The sequence below is a fragment of the Ponticoccus sp. (in: a-proteobacteria) genome (genome assembly GCF_048381735.1).
Genome location: NZ_JBLXGL010000009.1, coordinates 160452 through 179310 on the forward strand (window position 1 = coordinate 160452; position 18859 = coordinate 179310).

Annotated in this window: 15 protein-coding genes and 3 pseudogenes; 5 read left to right on the forward strand and 13 right to left on the reverse strand. The window is 59.2% G+C overall.

Annotation, left to right across the window (positions count from 1 at the left end; all coding sequences use genetic code 11):
- Window positions 1-366 precede the first annotated feature (366 nt).
- The 8 genes and pseudogenes from ACN5KJ_RS15570 to ACN5KJ_RS15605 form a co-directional block, all read right to left on the reverse strand.
- Window positions 367-741 carry a hypothetical protein gene (locus tag ACN5KJ_RS15570; RefSeq protein WP_347166921.1) on the reverse strand — a complete coding sequence of 125 codons (375 nt, stop codon included), beginning with the start codon at window positions 739-741 and terminating at the stop codon, window positions 367-369.
- 232 nt (window positions 742-973) lie between these two features.
- Window positions 974-1327, reverse strand: coding sequence for a hypothetical protein (locus tag ACN5KJ_RS15575; RefSeq protein ID WP_347166920.1), 354 nt, complete (start codon window positions 1325-1327; stop codon window positions 974-976).
- Window positions 1324-1743: a hypothetical protein gene (locus tag ACN5KJ_RS15580; protein WP_418594915.1), complete on the reverse strand. Its 420-nt coding sequence runs from the start codon at window positions 1741-1743 to the stop codon at window positions 1324-1326. Before ACN5KJ_RS15580 ends, ACN5KJ_RS15575 begins: the two co-directional genes overlap by 4 nt.
- A 123-nt stretch (window positions 1744-1866) precedes the next feature.
- Complete coding sequence (locus tag ACN5KJ_RS15585; RefSeq protein WP_418594916.1) at window positions 1867-3198, reverse strand: TniQ family protein; 1332 nt, start codon at window positions 3196-3198, stop codon at window positions 1867-1869.
- A complete protein-coding gene (locus ACN5KJ_RS15590; protein WP_347166917.1) occupies window positions 3195-3452 on the reverse strand; it encodes a hypothetical protein in 258 nt (85 codons plus the stop codon). Before ACN5KJ_RS15590 ends, ACN5KJ_RS15585 begins: the two co-directional genes overlap by 4 nt.
- Window positions 3453-3493: 41 nt before the next feature.
- A complete protein-coding gene (locus ACN5KJ_RS15595) occupies window positions 3494-3760 on the reverse strand; it encodes a hypothetical protein (RefSeq protein ID WP_418594917.1) in 267 nt (88 codons plus the stop codon).
- On the reverse strand, window positions 3757-4872 hold the full coding sequence (locus ACN5KJ_RS15600) for a metallophosphoesterase (protein WP_418594918.1): 1116 nt from the start codon (window positions 4870-4872) through the stop codon (window positions 3757-3759). The genes ACN5KJ_RS15595 and ACN5KJ_RS15600 overlap by 4 nt, the downstream gene beginning before the upstream one ends.
- A gap of 857 nt (window positions 4873-5729) precedes the next feature.
- A pseudogene (locus tag ACN5KJ_RS15605) lies at window positions 5730-5966 on the reverse strand (transposase); the annotation flags it as partial.
- 179 nt (window positions 5967-6145) lie between these two features.
- On the opposite strand from ACN5KJ_RS15605, the pseudogene ACN5KJ_RS15610 reads away from it, so the two are divergent.
- From ACN5KJ_RS15610 to ampH, 3 genes and pseudogenes are all read left to right on the forward strand, one after another.
- Window positions 6146-6300: pseudogene (locus ACN5KJ_RS15610) on the forward strand (IS3 family transposase); the annotation flags it as partial.
- Between the two features lie 42 nt (window positions 6301-6342).
- The gene (locus ACN5KJ_RS15615) at window positions 6343-7290 is read left to right on the forward strand and encodes a helix-turn-helix domain-containing protein (RefSeq protein ID WP_418594919.1); all 948 of its coding nucleotides are present in this window, start codon (window positions 6343-6345) and stop codon (window positions 7288-7290) included.
- A gap of 236 nt (window positions 7291-7526) precedes the next feature.
- Window positions 7527-8645: pseudogene (gene ampH / locus ACN5KJ_RS15620) on the forward strand (D-alanyl-D-alanine-carboxypeptidase/endopeptidase AmpH).
- Window positions 8646-8892: 247 nt separating this feature from the next.
- Here the strand turns inward: ampH and ACN5KJ_RS15625 are convergent.
- Together ACN5KJ_RS15625 and ACN5KJ_RS15630 are read right to left on the reverse strand one after the other, a co-directional pair.
- Complete coding sequence (locus ACN5KJ_RS15625; protein ID WP_418594920.1) at window positions 8893-10197, reverse strand: hypothetical protein; 1305 nt, start codon at window positions 10195-10197, stop codon at window positions 8893-8895.
- Window positions 10198-10975: 778 nt separating this feature from the next.
- Window positions 10976-11836 (reverse strand): tyrosine-type recombinase/integrase, encoded by an 861-nt coding sequence (locus ACN5KJ_RS15630; RefSeq protein WP_418594921.1) that lies wholly within the window; start codon window positions 11834-11836, stop codon window positions 10976-10978.
- A gap of 563 nt (window positions 11837-12399) precedes the next feature.
- Here ACN5KJ_RS15630 and ACN5KJ_RS15635 point away from each other — a divergent pair.
- The gene (locus tag ACN5KJ_RS15635) at window positions 12400-12921 is read left to right on the forward strand and encodes an HAD family hydrolase (protein ID WP_418594922.1); all 522 of its coding nucleotides are present in this window, start codon (window positions 12400-12402) and stop codon (window positions 12919-12921) included.
- A 385-nt stretch (window positions 12922-13306) separates the two neighbouring features.
- Here the strand turns inward: ACN5KJ_RS15635 and ACN5KJ_RS15640 are convergent, their stop codons facing one another.
- From ACN5KJ_RS15640 to ACN5KJ_RS15650, 3 genes are all read right to left on the reverse strand, one after another.
- On the reverse strand, window positions 13307-14743 hold the full coding sequence (locus ACN5KJ_RS15640; protein WP_418594923.1) for an RNA-directed DNA polymerase: 1437 nt from the start codon (window positions 14741-14743) through the stop codon (window positions 13307-13309).
- Between the two features lie 694 nt (window positions 14744-15437).
- Window positions 15438-16010, reverse strand: a complete 573-nt coding sequence (locus tag ACN5KJ_RS15645; RefSeq protein WP_418594924.1) for a hypothetical protein — start codon at window positions 16008-16010, stop codon at window positions 15438-15440.
- Window positions 16011-16578: 568 nt separating this feature from the next.
- The gene (locus tag ACN5KJ_RS15650; RefSeq protein ID WP_418594925.1) at window positions 16579-17076 is read right to left on the reverse strand and encodes a hypothetical protein; all 498 of its coding nucleotides are present in this window, start codon (window positions 17074-17076) and stop codon (window positions 16579-16581) included.
- Window positions 17077-18099: 1023 nt separating this feature from the next.
- On the opposite strand from ACN5KJ_RS15650, the gene ACN5KJ_RS15655 reads away from it, so the two are divergent.
- The gene (locus ACN5KJ_RS15655; protein WP_418594926.1) at window positions 18100-18714 is read left to right on the forward strand and encodes a hypothetical protein; all 615 of its coding nucleotides are present in this window, start codon (window positions 18100-18102) and stop codon (window positions 18712-18714) included.
- Window positions 18715-18859: the final 145 nt, after the last annotated feature.

Genomic DNA, 18859 nt, shown 5'->3' on the forward strand with positions numbered 1-18859 from the left:
ACATCAAAAAGCTAACCATGTTGGAAACAGGAGGCAAGGCGTCAATCAAGGCTGCGAAGGGGCCGCTCGGTTGCCTCGCGCCGTAATCTATCAGAGTGACGCAGCAAGTGCTGAGCGAATGCCTTGTTTGGGCTGGCTGCCGTCGGTCAGCACTCGGTCGCGAACGGCAGCTTTGTCCCGCTCTGCCAACCTTTACCCTACGAGAATGCTGCAAGCTGCACGAATGGCCGGTTCGGTGAAGCTGCAACGCAGCATCGAGGGCTTTTGCGGGCGTCCGGTTTGGGCCGACCACGGCGCTTCCGGCTGAGGTTTCACACCTGCGCATCATGCAGTCCCTAGCTGACTCACGAAGGTCTCGAGGCGAAGTCACTTCGCCGCTGTATCCTCAGCCGCCGTCGAGAAAAGTGCTTCAAGGAGCCCTGGTTCAAGCCAATTCCGGTCTTCCAGAATCTCTGCATCGACAACGGTCGGCTGACGCTTCAACTCGCCCAGGCCAGACGCCATGATGCGTGACATACGATATCCGCCGCGATGGCATAGATAGACGGAACCTGATCGACCAAGGAAGCGGTATCCGAGGTCATCCGCATGAACGGCCTGGATGCCTGAGTTTATTCGCCAGGCATCCCCACTGAGATACCCTCCGCGCCAGCCGCCCAACACTCTGAGCTGAGTGAAAGCTCTGTCCCGCGTCGCAAACGAAACGTTCAGAATCACCCAGTCGTCAGGTGAATAGTCCATGTGCGTCTTCTCCATAGTTCGTTGTCGGGAGCGCAATATGTGGTGGGCGTGACACCGCCGGCCAGGGATGAAGCCCGATGCAAAGACTGCATCGGGGTTTGCGCTCGTTATGCCGTGAAGCGGGGTGACCGAGGGCTTTGGGGGATCCCGTTGCAGCTCGACCGCAATGCTGGCCAAGTGGCCTGGTCTGTCTCGCAAGTGGTATGCCTCGCGTGGCGAAGCCGCTCGTCACCTACTTGTCGTCGAAAGGAGCCAGGATCGTTCTCAAGAACTCATATGTCTCTTCCGCCACGTCCTCCGCAGCTGAAGCAGGCAGGTCGTGATACCAGAACGACATTGGCAGGGTTTCCTGAATCCAAGCGGGCTCCGCGTAGGTGTTGCGGAGATGAGCGATAAATTCTGCAAACTCGGCCTCATGGGCTTTGATGGCCTGGCTCCGGGGGCCAGTAAGTTTTTCGCAGTGAACGAAGACAGTACATTTTTCGCCCAGAACCAGCGCATAGATGCACGGGATTTGATGAGCTTCGCAGTAGTTGGCATGATCCGTCACATCATTGCGGTCATATGTCGTGATGAGGTACTTCATTCCCCGTCGTTCTCCTTGTTTTGATGGCTTCTCGGTTTCGCGACGGCAAGGTCAGCTGCGGTAGCGGCATCGCGCTCGAAAACCGCGCCGTAGTCCTGCCCGTCCGGGCTGAAGGGCTCGAGACCCGCAGCCGTCAGCTTGGGCCGGAGCGCTTGCCAAGGCATGCCAAGCTCGACGGCCAGGCCGCGCAGGGTCACGAAGCGCTTATGGAAAGTGGCGAGGTCGCCCGGAGCCAGGAAGCGCTGCCGCGCCTTGGTCTTGGGGTGTCGACCTTCCGTGGAGGGGACATGTCCCTCACGCACCAGCCGCATGGCGGCGGAGCGTGTCAGACCGCACTGGCGGGCGAAGACGTCGATACTGAGGCCGGGGGCCTCGGGGCGATCCAGAAGGCGCTCGATCTCGTCTTTCGTGACCACGATGCTGGCGTAGCCATCACGGTTGGTGTGCCGGCCGATCCGCTGAACCCTGCCGTCCTCGAGCAGCTTCAGGACCGTGCCGGGGGAGACCTTGAGGCTTTGCGCAGTCGTCGGGATGTCATCCTAGCCGTGCATGTTCACGTAGATCGGCTCGGCACCGGTCAGCAGGCTTTCCAGATGCAGCTGCGCGGCACGGACGTCCCAGAGTGGCTTGTGATCTCCACCGCCGATCGCGGGCGGGAAATGACCCTCGTTCCGCAAAAGTTCGAACTGCGAGCGGGACATGCTCAATGCTTCCTGGAAGTCCTTCGCGGACACCAGGGTGTTGATCCGGTGGAGATGTGGCTGCGCTGCCCTGACATCGAACAGCTCCCACTGGTCATCGCGGCCGGTCTCGGCGGGCCGGACGAGACCGACATCGACCAGCAGCTTGCGCAGGCGCCGGGGATCCATGCCAAGCTCGCGCGCGGCGGTGCGGACCGAGTGGACCTTTCGCTCCAGCACAGGCTCTCCCATGAGGTCATCCCCCGGACCTAGTGGCCAGGTGCTTGCGATGTGGTCGCGGAGAAGCTCCCGGAAGGGAGCGTAGGCCTCGCCCAGGAGGTCGAAGGCGAGCCTGTCGTACAGCGCGCCGTACTTCTTCTTGGGGCCGTCGGTCGGCTCGCCAATCGTCTCCTGCAGCTGCATCAGGGTATCGCGGACTGTGGCTTCCCCTTGGGTCGCGAAGCGGAAGCCCATCTCGAAGGACATCCAGGCAAGTTCCGGGCCGAACTTCTTCCACTTCGGGTATCTAACCGCCCAGATGGCGCGGCCGAGCAACTCGCAGAAATGCGCGGCGGCGTAGAGGTCGAACTGATCCAGCCAGCTCTCCGTGGGGGTGCCCGCAAGGCGCGCCTCGATCCATTCGTCGAACGGGTTGGGGGCGCGAAGCTCCTTGTCCAGTTTTCCAGCCCATACGCCGGGCGCGATCTCGGCCAAGCGAGCGGCAGCGTCGTAGCGCCGGCTGACATTGGCCTCGGCCCATAGCGGAACGAGAGGATGGTGATGCTTCAGGCAGAGTGTCACAGGCCGGAAGAGCCAGTGGCCCCTGATGTACATGTCGCCTTCAAAACTGTCTGGGGCGGCTTCCGCATCCTCCCGCAGACAGGCAGGGCAGCCCCGGACGGTACTTTCCTTGATGGCCTTGGCATGAAGACGATTGCCGCGGAACTCATGCTCCCGGTTGCCAAGGTAGCGCGGAGACCAACGCCGCAGCTCCTCGACATCAGTCGCGCTGAGATCTGCCAGACGGGCCAGAGCATCGGGCGTGCCGTCAATCATCTTGGTGAATGGCAGCCCCATGTCGGTACAAAAGCCCGCAGTATCCACGCCGTTCATCGCGGCGAGGCGCGATACGAAGGAGAAGGCAGTTTCCCGATCCTGGAGATCGGGCGCGAGGGGGAGTGGTGTGGTCAACGCGGCGCCTCGTAGTCTTTTGTGTCTTCCTCAGCAGGCTCGGCCTCTTGCGCGCGACCGTGCATCTCCTCGGGGCTCTTGGCGATAAGGTCATCGATCAGGGGAGCCTGAATTGGCGGGGCGCTTTCGATGAAGCGCTTCACCCTTTCGGGATCAGGGGCGGCCGACCGCGTCGTCCCAGAATAGGCGACGATGACACGGACGAGGCCGAACAGGCAGACGAGCATCCCGGTGATCGAGATCAGTGCATCCATGCTCAACAATCCGGACCTCTCTCGTGCCAGTGAGAGCATCGTCATCGACTTCCGCCCTGAGGATCGTGACCATATGCTTCTGGGCCGACCTTGGTCGTCGAAGGGCCCTGCGCGTCACTGCCAGCGCTCTCGTGGTCGGCCCGAAGGAGGTGCTTCGGCAGAGGAGGAGCGGTTTCGATGAAACGGCGGACGCGTTCCGGATCGGGCTCGGCAGAGCCGATGCTCTGCCCGTAAATCATCAGCGATCGGATGATGGCGCTCGCGCCGATCACCATGCCTGCAATTCCTAGAAGGGCGCCCTTGGTCATTGATCGCCCCCATTTACGTCCGGAGGCTCGGGCGTCGCTGCCCGGCTGAGCGCGACGATGACATCGGTTGCGTAGTACGCGTCTCCTTCCCGCACGACAGGGCAGGCGCATGCTCTCAACACATGGCGCAGAAAGGCGCGCGTTTCGGGTGTGAGTTTATCCACCAGGACAGGAACGCCGGTTTCGCTGCACCGAAGCGCGTACTCGAAGTCCTGCTCGAGTGGCTGTCGGTCGTCCGGAAGTTCCCTAACCTCATTCGAGGACTGCGTTTTCAGTGCCGCCGCAATGAAGCAGACCTCCGCCAGGTCATCCTCGTCGTCGCCGTGATCCTCGTCCGGGTGGCCGATCGAGATGTTCTGAATGCGTGTCCCAGAAACGATGGAGGACAGCCGTCGGTGTGAATGACCAAAGAACCAGGTTTCGATGTCGCTCCGCTCGATGACTTCGGTCAGGTCTGCGTGGAAGGCTGGCGTGAGGCCATCGATTGGACCCGCGGCAGACGGGTGCGGGCCGTGGTGCGTTACGACAAAGGTCCTGCCATTGCCGGCGAAATGTGAGGTCGCCAGTCGTTCTTCCAGCCAAGCGCGGTGTTCCCGATGCACGGCGATTACATCCTCAGGTGTGATCGGGACGATGCGGCGCGGCAGCACCTCGTTCGGGTCAAGCCACTCATGACCAGACGCTTCGATGGAGATCATGTCGAAGTCGCGCATGAATCGGCGGGCGAAGTTCTTGGCAGCCGCCTGATCCCCCAGTAGGTCAAAGTCCGTCCATAGCGTGGCGCAGAGAAACCGGTCGCTGCGGTGGCGGAATTCGGTCTTCTGCGCGAACCAACTCCCGCTTGCGTGAACCAGGTCACGCAGCCGGTACTCGTCGTCCAGCCGCCCAGAATAGTAGTCGTGATTTCCGGGGACGACGTAGATGCGATCGGCGGGAACATAGCGGCTCAGATATGCGAGCGCGTCCTGCAGTGACGGGCCGAAGGTGTCGGACAAGTCACCCGCGACGATCAAGGCATCGACGTTTTCCCCGAGCAGCCGATCTTCGAGGCCATGAAACTTGAGCGGGTTGCTGCCCTGCCAGAAAAAGGACTTGAGGTGGAGGTCGGCCATTACTGCGACCGCCCCGCCATTGTCCGGGATTTCGATAGGGTTGGGGCCGGGCAAAATCGCCTCCGATGAATTCGAGCGAGTTTTGACCCACAGGGAAGGCAGGCCGCGTCACGGCTGATCGCGAGGAGTTGCAATGCTCGACTCGCTCAGCCGAGGGCAAAGTGCCCTGCGGCGGCAAGGATTGCAAGAAGTTGGAAATAAATGGTTTTTCACAAAATCATTGGCGACCCAAAGCCCCTGGATTCGCTGGGCTTAAGGCGTCGACAAGTTTCTTTTTCGCAAACGACTTTCATTTGGTCGTCACGCCCGCCTGGTTGTGACCTTAGTTTGGGGCCCATCCAACCGAGGAAGACTGCAGGCCGCCGCAACTCGGCAGTTCGTATCCGGTATAGCACCAGGGCCTACGACGGGGCTTCAGCAGGCATCGGTGAAAAGCGTGACCAGACGGCATTCGGAGATATCCTCGATCACCAGCAGCTTGGATCGCCGTGGGATAGCCACGCCGCCAAGGATGCGGGGTGTGCCAGGGCGGAGGCTACCTCAACCTCATCGAGGTCAGGCAGGTGGGACCGGCCCACACCGGCCATTGACTAGGATCACCATTGCCGCAGCGCGGCTTTACCATACCTGACCTTCATGGCAACGCTTAGCAACGTCCGTGGCGCCGAGGTCCGCAATGCGGACCTTCCGGTCATTCGCTGCACCCCCAGCCTCGCCCTCTTTGCACGGGCTCAAGCAGGCTCAGCATCCGAGACCTGCCTGACGACAGTGCAGCATGGCGCGCCCTTGGATATGCGAAAGCGGCCGTTCATCGTCCTGCCAGCCGGCAACCGAACTATGTCTCAGATCGAGTGTATTAAGCTGAAGCCATGCATCGGGGTGCGCGTGGTGACCCTGAACTGGAGACGGCAGTCCCGGCATTGATAGAGACCTGGCCGGCAGGTCCGACCGCGCAGTGTCGAGGAGGCCGCTGAGCCGCAATGCGGACGGTGCCTGCCAGTCGACCAGATGATACCCTCCAAGGAGCGCCGAGCGTGCATCTCGCTGGGCATGCGCTTCCAGATGTCCGGGATCGACTTGAGTTCAGTGATCATCGGAATCCTCCATGCCTGCTACCAACCGGGCAAAGTTGGCCGGGAGTTCGATTTACGAAGGGCGAGCCTGAGGAAAAAGCGCGAAATGCGACGATACCAAGGAAAACCTACGCCTCTTCAGGCGCTTCGCTCAGTCGGTGCTTTTTCTCGTGGATAAGCGGGTAACGTGACAACACCCCTTGAACTATCAGACATCGGCTGACTGCGCGCGGGCCCTGCCCATCGCAATCGCCCGCCTCGGCTCGCGCGAGATGAAAGCTCCGCGCGTCGGGCGATTGCTCAACCCACGTCGATCGGCGTAAACATCAACCGGGCTCAAGTCGCAGCAAGATGAAAGTTCAGTGGCAGGTCAGAAGCAAATCCACAGAGCGAGACGATGACATCTTCTAGCCGCCGCACGTCATCCCCGGTCGAAATCCGTCTGGGTGGAGGTCGCAAGGCCGTCAGCCAAACACTGAGCGGCGTAGAGATGTCGTGGCAGACGAACCCCGCGCCGGATCGAAGCGGTGTAAGTTGGAGCCTGTCCCGCTTTCGGACCTCGGGTCCCGACACGCTTGAGGTCCAGAGTACCCGAAGCCCCGGGTTCGTTTTTACACAGGTGCCTTTGAGGGGGGACTTCAAAGCGGAACTCTCCTGCGGCCGGAAGTACCAGGCGAGTGCGACAGGTCTGATCGTCCCGAGAATATCAGGAGCCCGGTACAGTTTCTTCGCCTCAGACAATCAGATCTTCGGCACGCTCGCATCGCTTGAAGCTGTCGAGCGCTGGTTCGGGGATCAAGTCCCCCGAGGTATCCGACCGCTGCTCGACGGTGCCGGTGCCAGAACAATCCATCGCCCCAGAAAGCTGCCCGGATACCTGCATCAGGCCCTACGCGCGGCAGTTGCCAGTAAGTCGCCGCTTGCGCACTGGCTGATGAACACAGTGGGCCAGCAGATCATTGGCTTCCACCTCGACACTCTCTGCGCGGAAGAGATTCCCTGCGTGACGCCATTGGCAAGGAGTGTGGCTCGAGACGCTCATGCCCTACTGGAGGAGCAGCCCGAAACGCCGCTGTCCCTCGCGGATGTTGCGGCGCAGCTAAGAGTCCCGGCGCGCAGGTTGGATGAAGCCTTTCGAAACGAGTACGGGTGTAGCTACCATGCCGAGGTCACCCGCGTGCGCCTTGACGCGATCTGTGACGCCCTGATGGAAGGTGTGCCGATCAAGGTGGCCGCACATCGTTTCGGCTATTCCAGCGCCAGCAACTTCTCGTCAGCCTTCCGGCGCAGAATGGGACTTCCCCCTCGTCAGTGGCTGGAGCGGCAGGCGAGATCACGGCGCTGATCGCCTGACAGGACGGCAACTCAACAATTTCTCCCGCCGATAACCAATCCAAGCGGTAGAGCGCGTCCCGCGTGGCCAGTAGGAATTTCGATGTGGCGCGCCTTTCTGACCGCTTCGAAGGGGCTTGGTCGACAACTCAACACGATTGCCGGCAGAATGACGACGAAACGAAAAGGCCAGGGCAAGGACCAATGATGAATCTTATCGAACGGGCCCGTGGAGCCGTCCTGGGTGGAATGCTGGCAGGGGTATGTGGCCCTCTCCCGGCTGGCGGAGGCGAGGCAAACACCGAAGCATTGATTTCTGAGGCGATTTCGTTGACCGGTGCGGTTGCGTTCCTTGAAGGGGAGGCGCCAGGCCTGATCCTCGGCGCGCTCAGCGGCGATACGATGGTTGCGCAGGGCTTCGGCGAGACTGCGCGGGGCAACGGCATTACGCCTGACGGTGACACGGTGTTCAGGATCGGGTCGATACCAAAGGCTTTCGCCGGCGAGATGCTCGCCCGCAGTGTCGTCCGAAAGGAGGTTTCCTTCACCGATCCGGTGGCGCCTCTGCTTCCGGGCCGCCTTGGCTAGACCGCAGCCGAACATCCTGACATCCGCCTGATCGACCTTGCCACGCATTCCGGTGGACTGCCCCGAGAGGTCCCGAGAGACGAGAGGCCCGCAACAGATGCGTTCCGTACGATCACGAGCGATGCCTTCGCCGCGTGGCTGTCGGAAAACCCGCTGAACTTCGCGCCTGGAACCAGCATTGCATATTCCAACTTCGGCTTCGATCTCTTGTCCTAGGCCCTCTCCACCGCAGCGGGTGACAGTTATTCAGAACTTCTGCGGAAAAGGATTACCGGCCCGCTCGGGATGGAAGACACTGCTTTCGTTCCCTCAGATGACATGGTGGTGCGTCCAATGACCGGCCATGCCCGAAACGGGGAGCCGCTTCCAATGGTGCCGACCGGCGATGTTGTAACCGGGTCTGGCGGTCTCTACAGTACGGCAAACGACCTGCTGCGCTGGATGCGTTGGCATCTCGACGATAGCGCGCCCGGTGTGGTGGCCCGCTTCCTCGACCAAGGCATCTTTGTGCAACGCGATGGCATGGAGATGGTGGTGTCGATGGACGAGTCGGGCCGCATGGATGCCATGGGGCTTGGCTGGGTGGCGATGAATGCCACCGACGAGCAACCGTTCTATCTTCAGCAGTCTGGCGCCCTGCAGGGGCAGATGTCCTACATCGCGTTTGCGCCCCACCACGACGTCGCCGTCTTCGCGACCATGAACCAGTTCGATTTCGCAACCGCCGAAGGGCTGACCGCGGCGGCAAATGAGCTGCTGGCGAGTCTGAGCGGCTTCTGACGCGGGACGATGGCCCTGTTTTGAAACAGGTATGAGTTGCGGCGTTTTCGTCCGGCTTACAGGTGTGGCGCGGATTGCCGCTCTGCTCTACCCTGATCCCCCGGCCCGTGGCCGATAGCCTAATCTTTGCTCTGGGTGCGCGGAAAGCCCGGAAACGGCCAAAGCGTCCAAGTGCCTGGAGCGCGGCATTCTTGATCGCGCCGCGCCGGTTTAGGGCCCGGTCGGCCAGCCCTTCCCGTCGTCAGGCTCAGAACCGATGCGACACCATCGCGTTGATGCCATAGGTCGTCAGGTCGTTCACCCGCTCGACGTCGAAGGACAGTTCGAGCGAGGGCGCGTTCAGGTCCCAGACCGAAAGCCCCAGGCCCAGACCGTAGCCGCAGCCAGAGACCTCGCGCGCCGCAACGACGCGTTCGCAGAGGAGGTTCGGCGCGACGGTCAGTGTGGTCGACGGGCCTCCGTCCGTGTCGATCGGCAGGGCGAAGGAGGCCATCATCCGCGCCCGCGCCATCGAGACCGCGTCGACGGCCACATCGCCCGTCACGTCGCTGCCCAGATACGTGCCATCGACCGCGACTTCTCCGATGTGGGTCCGCCCGTACAGCATCGAGACACCCGGCGCGAACATCGCCCAGCCCAGGTCATACTCCCCGGTTAGGCCAGCGCCGATCTCGACCGTCTGCGTATCGTAATCCCCGTCCACGGAAAACCGGTCGTTGCCCATGTCCAGCGCGTGCCGGCCCGTCCCGATGCCCGCATAGGCATGGCCGAACAGTGCCGGACCGAAGGCATGGGCAAGATAGGCGCCGCCAAAGACGGCTGTGCTGCGCTGGCTGCCCGAATAGGCATCGTCGAAGTCCATCAGCACGTATTCGCCTTCGACAAACAGACCGCCCAGCGTCTTCGGCGACAGATCCTGTTCCAGCGAGCCGCGCAGGTAGACCGACCCGCGCCGCAGGCCCTCGGAGTCCCGGTTGATGTCGAACGCGCCCTCGAGGATGGTGCGCAGCCCGCCGCCGTGGTCCTGCACGCCATACAGGGTGCCCGCCGTGGTGGCCGCGCCCCCGTCGGCGTCGAGGCTCCCGGAGAAGGACAGCGGCACTGCGCCCTGTCCCCCGATGCGCGCCGTTGCGCCCCGGGCCATGTCGTCATGCCGCTTCAGGGTCTGGCGCAGCTGGGAGGTGGTCAGCCGTGTCACCGAGTTCCGGACGGCCTCCTCGACCTCGGACGGCAGGTCGCCGACCTCTGCCCAGGCCAGCGTGAAGGTGTTCGATGCCGGGTGATCGGCCCCGTCATCAAGGCTGACGGTAGCGCCTTCCGGAATAAGGATCGAGATATCCTCGCTGCCGTTCGGAGAGACGTGGATGGTAAAAATCCGATTGTCGGAGGTGGTGACATCGGTGATCTCGGCCCCCGAATAGACCAGGTCATCGGGTGCGAACATCTCTACCGGCTCGGAGAATTCGGCCGTCAGAGTAAAGTCCTCGGATGTGGGTTGCGTCGGCCCGCCCGTCAGATGGACCGAGGAATAGGACGCAATGCAATTGTCCATGAACTCCTTGGGGAAGGGCTTTTTGGGATATGTGTACTCGAAGTCGGAATGCCCATAATATAGCATGAATTGTTGTGGTACGCTCCAACCCAGGTTGAGGTCTTCCAGGCTGTCATGACTTGAAGGGTCGAAAGAGTGATCGTAACCGTCGATCACGAAATAGATGCCGCCCGTTCCATCGCCTTGCGGTCCAAAATCAAGTGGCCGAATTGACTCCCAGGTGAAGGCTCCAGTTACCGTTGACTTGAAATCACTTATAACGCGAAGGTGACCGCCTTTTAAAAGCTCACTCCCATCGCCCAATACGGCACGCCAAATATCGTCCACGTCGGTTGTATCATGAGGCAGATCGTATAAATCTGATTTAATACTGACGCCGCATTCCTCGGCCTCGGCATCATAAAAAGGATCATCAAAGTATAGTCTGTCACTGATGTTGCGATAGGTTGCGCGAAGAGGATCGGGAGTTGGCAGGGTGTAGGCCGGAGACGCGATGCAGGAGGCCACGGCAAGACCAAGCGCCTTGAAAATGCTGCGGGTCGCCCTTTGGGAAACTCGTTTTTCTTTCATAGTCGCTGCCCTGTAATCTTTGTCCTGAGGTTTTTCCAGGAACATACGCGGTCCGGACCCCGCCATGTAAATGTTTCTTCGGCAACCTTTACCGCCGCCGCTGGTCGCCTGTGAAAATGGCGTATCCTCGATATGACGTCCCCCGCACGCGGTGTCGTCACAGCAAATACCTGCGCACGGCACGAGGGTATCGGCTGCCTGCACCCCGTCACAGCGCGGAGATTGTTGAGCAGTAGCAAAAACTGTTGAGACATCCAAGGTTTGTGCGCTGCGCCGACGGTCGACGCGCGGGCCGCGCCTTTCGGTTTGCGGCAAGCGACAAGGCTATCCGCACATCCGTGTTGGCCTCGAGCAGGTGCGTGGCAAAGCTGTGCCTCAGGGTATGCAGGGTGGCGGCCTTCTTGACCCCGGCCATCGTCTTGGCCGACGTGAAGGCCCGGTTCAGCTGACGCGGCGAGAGCGGGTTGATCTTGGGCTCGCCGGGGAACAGCCAGCCCTCGGGTCGTGCTTCGCGCCAGTAGTCGCGCAGGAGTGCGAGCAAGCCCGGTGACAGGATGACCTTGCCGTCCTTCCGGCCCTTGCCCTGCTCGACATGGATCAGCATGCGGTTGCTGTCGATGTCTCCGATCTTGAGATTGCAGACCTCGGCCGCCCGGAGCCCGGCACTGTAGGAGATGCTGAGCGCGGCGCGATACTTCAGGCCGGTCCCGGGCGCCGCCATCAGGATGCCGGACACCTCCTCGACGCTGAAGACCACCGGCAACTTCCTCGGTTCCGTGCGGAACTGCATGTAGCGCTTCATCTCCTCCCGCCCGCAGGTCATTCCAAGGAAGAAGCGCAACGCCACGATCCGCACGATGAAGGTGCTGGCCGTGACGCCGCTGTCGGTCATGTGCAGCTGGTAGGCATGCAACTCCTCCGGGGTGGCGGTGTCCGGCGAATGCCCCGGGAACCGGGCGAAACCCTTGATTGCCCGGATGTGGGACTTCTGCGCCTTCTCGCCCATCGCTCGGATGCACATGTCTTCGATCATCCGCGCCCGTAGCGGCGAAATCCTCTCCTCGGTCATGGGAACCTTTTGTCTGTCGATTGAGTGGCCTCAATCGTCAGGCAGATGCCCGCATTCCCAAATGCACAGGGTAGCGATCAGTTCGAAACGCCTGCCACAGGCGCCAATGCCGCGCGAGCGGCTTCGTCCATGGGCTGGGAGCGGGCCTATGCACCCGCAGCGAAGATCCGGCTCAGGTGCGGTATTTTAGGCTAGAAGCCGACCTGCGGCGGCGCGGCGACGATTGCCACGCAGCGACGTCCTGCGCTGGCGCGAGCGGCCCAAACCTGCCGTTCAGTCCTTGGCCGATCGCTGCGGTGCAGCTTCAACAGACCAGGCTTTCGTCCATCGCGCAGCATTTTCGGAGGATGAAGGTCGGCAGTGCGGACGTTGCAGACATAGCGACTTTCTGAAACGGTGGCCTCAACCAGGCAAGGAAATCAACTATATGATAGAGGCTGTGATCTTCGATCTGGATGGCTTGCTCTTGGATTACGGAGCGCTTGGCCTTGGAGACTGGAGTTGAGACACTGGCGGCAATAGGCCATCCCGTCCCTTTTTTTGTCCTTCAGAGACTAATCGGATTGGATGTTGAGGCGGGCCACAAGATCATCTGCGGCTGGTTGGGCAAAGAACTGCCTTACGATGACATCTACAAGCCTTGGGACAGCGCCTTCCTGTCTGCGATGACAACAGGTATCCCTCTTCGCCCGCGGGTCCATGAGACGTTAGACCTGCTCGACGCGCTTCATTTGCCACGCGCCGTTGCTACCAACAGCAAGACGGACGATGCCCTTTGGAAAATCGAGAAGGCCGGGCTTCAAGATCGCTTCAATGCCGTCGTCGGACGTGACATGGCGGGCGGGTCTAAGCCCTTGCCGCACGTTTACCTGCATGCGGCCGAGCTGCTGCACAAGGAGCCTTCCGTCTGCCTCGCCTTGGAGGACAGCGACGTAGGGGTGCGGGCCGCTCTAGCAGCCGGGATGACGGTGGTGCAGGTTCCCGACATGGTGCCTTCGCAAGAACGTGCGGCACATCATGAAGCTGACTGCTTGATCACGGCTATGATTTGGGCGGAGCTAAGCGAGCCTCGGGGGGCAGCTTAGGGCTCGAAGCCGACTTACGGCGGTGCAGCGTGCTGGACACCCTGGCGGGTGGGGCTGCCCGGCAGAGACGGCCCTTTGCTGCCGTTCCTGCTAGGCACAGCGGATGACCGACCCCAAATCCTAAGCGGTCGTCGAAAGCAGGGACAGCGAAAAAGCGCAGCAAGCCCCAAGGCTCTGCTGGCACCACGAAGCACCCAGTCCCTTGGCGTAGGATCATCGTTACGAAACGGCTCGCATGGGGTTTCAGAAAGTTCTCACTTAAGGGCTCACGAGGCTTAGATCAGATATGTTTTCACTATGAGCATCGAGCGCACTCATCGCCTGTAGATGACACACGAAAAAGATCTAATCACCTCATATAAAGATCATCAAAATATCAATTTAGTCAAAGCGGGTCGTCAAACCCCTCGTACTGAAACTCCTCGTCATCTTGGAGAAAATGGTCATCATCATCGCCTTCATCGTTGTCATAACCATAACGCACTCTGCTGATCGCTCTTTGCCCATCCTCAGTAAACCTTTTAGCGTGTGATCCAAAGTCAATTAGCTTTATTTTACGATCAGCCAAGTGCTGAAACTCATCAGCGAACAGCCCTGAAAAAGATGCGCCGGTGTACCCTTGGGACCGAGAAACAAGATGAGTGAGCCAATTTCCGTCGGTTGTGGACAGTCCCGATCCAAGTCTAAGCTTTGGGTCTCGGTAGATTTTTCCATCAACATACGCTTGTGCCAACATCGCCCGAATGTGACCGTTTTGTGAGCGTGAAAGCTCTTCGAGCATGGGGCGCGACACCCCTATGTTGCACACAATAAGAAGCCAGATCATCCAGGCTGTTTCGTGATGATGATTGAGGGCTAAGCTTCTTTTGATAATAATTTCGGCAACGGATTTCCAGCCATCAGTGTCTATTCCGCCACCAGCCCCACTCCTTTTGGCGACTAGGAGGCAGGCATAATCCAGCGCGTGAACATGCTTCTGAACAATTCTCTGAAGATTCGTTTCGACATAGCTCCACTGGGGGGAGAAATATACCTGCGCCTCATCCAAGTTCCGCAACAGTATCTTTATCGGACTATCTGACCCAATTTCAGCTGCACTGGCGACCGCTTCGGAAATTGCTCTTTCCAGAAGATTCTGATCCAGAGGCGTTCCCATCAGTGCCACGCGCCCTCCAAAAACGGGCATGCGAATAGACTTGGACAGTTTCATATGGTCTCGCAATCTTTGCGCCCACAGATCATTTATCGGCTCCAAGCTCGAGAAAATCTTGGTTTTATGATCGTTTAGGTGCAGCTCATAACCTGCAAGAACCTCCCGCAAATGAGAAAGCACCGATTGGGCGTCGTGCTCGGACCTAAGGCCGATGTAAAAATCATCCACGTGCCTCACGGCTCCGACCACCAAATTGTCAACGGCCTCATGCAGCCTTTCGTCTATTTTGGCGAGAACAAATTCTGCGATAAGGCGATAGGCGTCAGGCCCGACTAAAACACCTCTTGTATTACCTCTCTGCCCATTCCTGACAAAGAAGTCCAATGCGTTAAAATTATTCACGCTGGACTTTGGGTTTGTGTCCTTCTTTGATTCTTCAACACCATGCGCGGCCCAAGCTATAGAGTGCGTATATATGCTTGGAAAGCACTGGGAAATATCCGCCTTTAAGATGAATGGCGCGTAGCTTAAGTTCTTCGAAGTGTGGGCTGAAAGCTCAGAAAGAGATGGAACTTTCACTGCTCGCTCTTCGCTATCCCGCATCACCTTAGGCATACCTATAGAGTAAGGTGAACACGAGAAATTAAGTTCAAATTTTTTCCAATTCATCCATATGAAACTTGATATATGAAAGTAGGATATGATGTTCGGTGTGGCGAAAAATCTCCGACTTCCATCGTGCTTAGTTCCACTATAGCGGACGTATTCAGTCCTTCGATCATGAAATCGATGATCATCCAGTAGCCCTACTAGTCCGTGAAACGCCCGCTTGGAATCCCTTGAGTCGAAGCAAGGCGGCAGAGTTTCTGGGAAAAGACCGACATTCATCAGGCTAAATCTCGACTTCATGCTCTTCCCGCCACTTTCGCGCTCCCCACCCTTGTCTCTCAAGGTAGACTCGAAGCTTCCAATGATTCAATGGGGAGCGCGCGCCATTGCTCAAACGGAAAAGGTCGCTTACCCAAGGAATCTGTTCGCCTGCACGTTGATGAATGTTCCACGTCTCTCGCTTACTAGTACGATGCGCAGCGAACGGCTGCCCCCGCCCGCGTCCCCGCCACTGGCCTGATCGCTGACCTGCCGTGCATGCCAGGCGCTGCTAGCGCTCGGTGTGCGCCCAGATTCGAGCATGGTCGAATCTGCCCCATAGCTCCGTAGGTGCTCAGTGCAGTGGTTAACCGGTCAATTTAGGCGTCAGTCCAAACGCTTCCACTGACTGCACCCAATCGGGGTCTGAATGCTACACCAAACCGTGATTATCTAGCAGAAACCGGGCGCATTGTTTTACGTAGTAGATCAGCCGTCATCTCGCTTTGGGGATTGAGACGTGCCCTTGCTTGGACCATCCGTAGATCGTTGCGCGTGACACGCCGATCATCTTTGCGACGTCTTCGGCACGGATCCCTTCATCCAGTGCCGCTTGTGCCTTCCGGATATTCTCAGGCGTCGCGAAGCTTGGAGCGCCGATACCCGGACGTTCGGACTTCGCGGAAATACGCAACCGTGCCGCGCCTTTGGAGTTTGTCGGATCAACAAGGTGAGGCTCAAGCCATATTGCCCACCTACGCAAGGCGTTCCCCACCCGCAGCTTCGAAGCTTCGCTGTTGTAGTTCCGGCTGAAACGCCTGCCGATCTCCTCGCCGATTTCGACACCTGTCCGGTGCGGGTCTTCGAGTAGCATTTCCCGTGTGGATTGTAGGGTAGCAGCTTTCATGGCTGCATGCCGGAGCGTGTCTTCTGCAGATGCGTTGTCAGGTACAAGCGAATGAACTCTACCGTCGCGGACCTCGATCAGCCCCAGCGCCACCAAGTCGGTGCGACTTCGGTTTTTGTTCGCAGCGTCCCAATGCGACGTCGGAACAGCTTGATGGGACATTGTGAACTCGAGTGATGTAAGAGCTGATGGCGGAGCGGTGCCAGCGATGAAGAGGCTTTCGGAACGCGGACTTTGGCCTCCGTTATCGCTAATAAGGATTCTCTGTAGCTCTTCTGAGGGCGCGCCCACCTGCTTCAGCACCGCAACGCGCCCCTGGCTGTCTGTATTAAGGAAATTATCGATTACTGATGAATCTACGCCGATTGAGCGAAGGGGGGGCCTGCGGGAACCGCCATAGGGCGAGCATCACTTAGCCCATCGAGGACAACGGGCTTGCGTAATACGTGGGGATAGACCGCCAGCGTCGCATCCCGGCTCAAAGCGTTCTGGAGCCCCCGTGCCGCGAGGGTCCGGAGCAAAAGGCTGAACATGTCCTTGTCGCGTGATTTCTTACCTTTCAGGAACCGGGTGGCTCGCCTTCCGATTCCGCCGCTTGGTTCGATATCGTCAATCCGACCGAATTGGATCCATTCGGCGCGCGTCGTGAGTGTCGCGACCACCGCAGAAGCATCACAAGACGGGTTCGGCTTAACGAACCACCCCTTTTCTCTATCGACTAGCTGTCCTTCTAGAATACGCCCCCCCCCCCCTCCACCATAATGGTCTGCGGTCCCATCTGCTTCCATCGGCGCGTCCGCCTTCGGGTTTCGGTAGTAGAGGATTCCCCGCCATAGCTTGCGTCAATCTTGGCCGTGCCCTGGGCTTCTGGAATAGGCTCACTTGTCGAAGTGGCCGCTTCTACGTCTGCACCGATACCAAAACCTCTCCGTGTTCGGTCTATTTCCTCTCTGGCATACGTGTCGCTCGATCTTTCGAAAATAGAGTCGGGCTGGCAGTTGATGAATTGCAGGCCAATGGAAGCCTTTTTGATGGAAAATAGAACCGACAGGGAAAAATCGTCACCTTCGAGTGGAATCATTTCCTCTCCGAAGGAGGCTGAAACCTCCAATTCGTATCCTTCCACGAAACGGTTTGACGTTGCACGAAGCCAGACATTGGCAATATGCGGGTCCAAAGGCGGCGGTGCTTTGGCGTCGTAATCGACTATAAAATCCGGTTCTTCCATGGGTAACGTGCTCACTGCTAGAGTCAGACCAGTATCATCCTAATAAATGGAGCGTATCAAGGTTCCAACTGGACCAAGCCCGGCCCGCACCTAATCGCCAGTTTGACTGGTCACAAAGTGGCGCGCTACTGGCTATGAACAGATACCTCGTTTGAAAAGCGCACGTTTGCGTTCATGCCGCCACAAAAGGTGCCAGCTTATACTCTTAGCAGTCATTCGAGCGAAGCACAGCGAAGGGCGGCTCACCGCCCGGTGTACGCCGCGGTCTGCGTCGTTGGCATCCGGCAGTCCATCGTAACTCGTGCCTGGCGAACGTCTGCATTTTGCGGTCTCAGCGGCTCGTCAGGCCACTTCGCAAGAAACGGATAGGGCGTCGGGTTTACTCGCAAGCGAGTTTGTTGCCACCATGGGTACAAACTGCCCGATCTTCAAACCTCCGGATTTTCTTCGCTCATAGGTTCGTCCGTCGTGGGCGACTTGGGTGTGCGACTTGTTGCGGCAGCGTCGACGGCGGCACGGCGTGCAACCAAAGCGAGATCTGGCCGCTACCGAAATTACGCCATGGCTGCTCGTCCGCAGGGAGCGTGGAAACGTTCTTCTCGCGATGTCCTGATCATCACCGTGCGAGAACATGTCCGCCCTCGTCGCGCTGGCCCCGGGAGCGTGACGCCGATGGCCCTTGAAGTGGTCGTCTGAAGAAAATTTGGAGGATATTTTTTCGCATTTTCAGGGGGTTGACTCCAATTCAGCAAGAGCCTTGAAGGCCGGGCGCATTTTTCTGTTTTGGATTTTCAGCGGATTCGCGGACCTTCCCCTTGTGCAAGGTCGGCGGTCCATGAGGGCCACGTCCTGCGCAAAAGAAAACGCGCACCCTCGGGTGCGCGCCTGGAAGTTGGGGCAAAGATCGCCCGTGTATCACTTGCCAAGCTAGAGGCCGAAAACGGTCCGGGCAAGCGCGGTCTGAGCTCCAGGATGAAAATATGACTACTCCGGAAACGCCTCGTTTCCGGGAATGGAGACGGCATGTCGAATTACGAAGACTGGTTGCAGGACCAACCGGCACCCAAGAAGAAACAGCCAGCCCTGGTGGTGGCACCGATCCACGGGGTGCTTCCCTATGCTGGTGCTCTCAATCCGCTGACCCGCAGCGACACGGCCAAGCGGGTGTCGGTTGCGATCGCAACGCCGATGACGGGCGGCATCCGGCAGGTATACCACTATGATGGCGAGTCCGAATACGCCGTCACCCTGGATGCCCTTCGCAGCCCCGAACTCTATGGGCTCGAAGTGCAGCTTGCGCCTGTTTACTACTATTGCCGTCGCCAGAGGGGAGTGTACCCCCATCATTTCGATTTGCGGCTCACCTTCAAGGATGGGTACCGGCGCGCGGTTTTCGTGCGCAACGCGACGAGCTTGGCGAAGCGCGAAACCCAGGACGAGATCGACGACATCTTCGCGGCGGTCACCGAGGACTTCGCTGACGACTGCATGGTCGTCTGCACCGATGATTACACGCGGGCTTATCGCGACAACCTTCGCCGTATCTGGGACTATCTGCAGCTGGCAGATGCCGAAGCTGACAAGATCGTCGAACATGCCGCACGCAATTCCAGCTACTGGTACCTGGGCGACCTGTGAGCTACTCTCCGAAATTCGGACACTGACATAAGCTATGATTTGCAGTCTGCTGATCTTCGACGAGAAGGAGATCAGAGATGTCAAAACGCAAGCAGCATGCGCCTGAGTTCAAGGCGAAGGTCGCGTTGGAAGCCCTGAAAGGCGA

Coding starts and splice junctions, on each gene's coding strand:
- ACN5KJ_RS15570 (WP_347166921.1), bottom strand. CDS start 741: ATGGACTATTCACCTGACGACTGGGTGATTCTGAACGTTTCGTTTGCG.
- ACN5KJ_RS15575 (WP_347166920.1), bottom strand. CDS start 1,327: ATGAAGTACCTCATCACGACATATGACCGCAATGATGTGACGGATCAT.
- ACN5KJ_RS15590 (WP_347166917.1), bottom strand. CDS start 3,452: ATGGATGCACTGATCTCGATCACCGGGATGCTCGTCTGCCTGTTCGGC.
- ACN5KJ_RS15595 (WP_418594917.1), bottom strand. CDS start 3,760: ATGACCAAGGGCGCCCTTCTAGGAATTGCAGGCATGGTGATCGGCGCG.
- ACN5KJ_RS15600 (WP_418594918.1), bottom strand. CDS start 4,872: ATGGCCGACCTCCACCTCAAGTCCTTTTTCTGGCAGGGCAGCAACCCG.
- ACN5KJ_RS15615 (WP_418594919.1), top strand. CDS start 6,343: ATGACATCTTCTAGCCGCCGCACGTCATCCCCGGTCGAAATCCGTCTG.
- ACN5KJ_RS15625 (WP_418594920.1), bottom strand. CDS start 10,197: ATGGACAATTGCATTGCGTCCTATTCCTCGGTCCATCTGACGGGCGGG.
- ACN5KJ_RS15630 (WP_418594921.1), bottom strand. CDS start 11,836: ATGACCGAGGAGAGGATTTCGCCGCTACGGGCGCGGATGATCGAAGAC.
- ACN5KJ_RS15640 (WP_418594923.1), bottom strand. CDS start 14,743: ATGAATTGGAAAAAATTTGAACTTAATTTCTCGTGTTCACCTTACTCT.
- ACN5KJ_RS15645 (WP_418594924.1), bottom strand. CDS start 16,010: ATGTCCCATCAAGCTGTTCCGACGTCGCATTGGGACGCTGCGAACAAA.
- ACN5KJ_RS15650 (WP_418594925.1), bottom strand. CDS start 17,076: ATGGAAGAACCGGATTTTATAGTCGATTACGACGCCAAAGCACCGCCG.
- ACN5KJ_RS15655 (WP_418594926.1), top strand. CDS start 18,100: ATGTCGAATTACGAAGACTGGTTGCAGGACCAACCGGCACCCAAGAAG.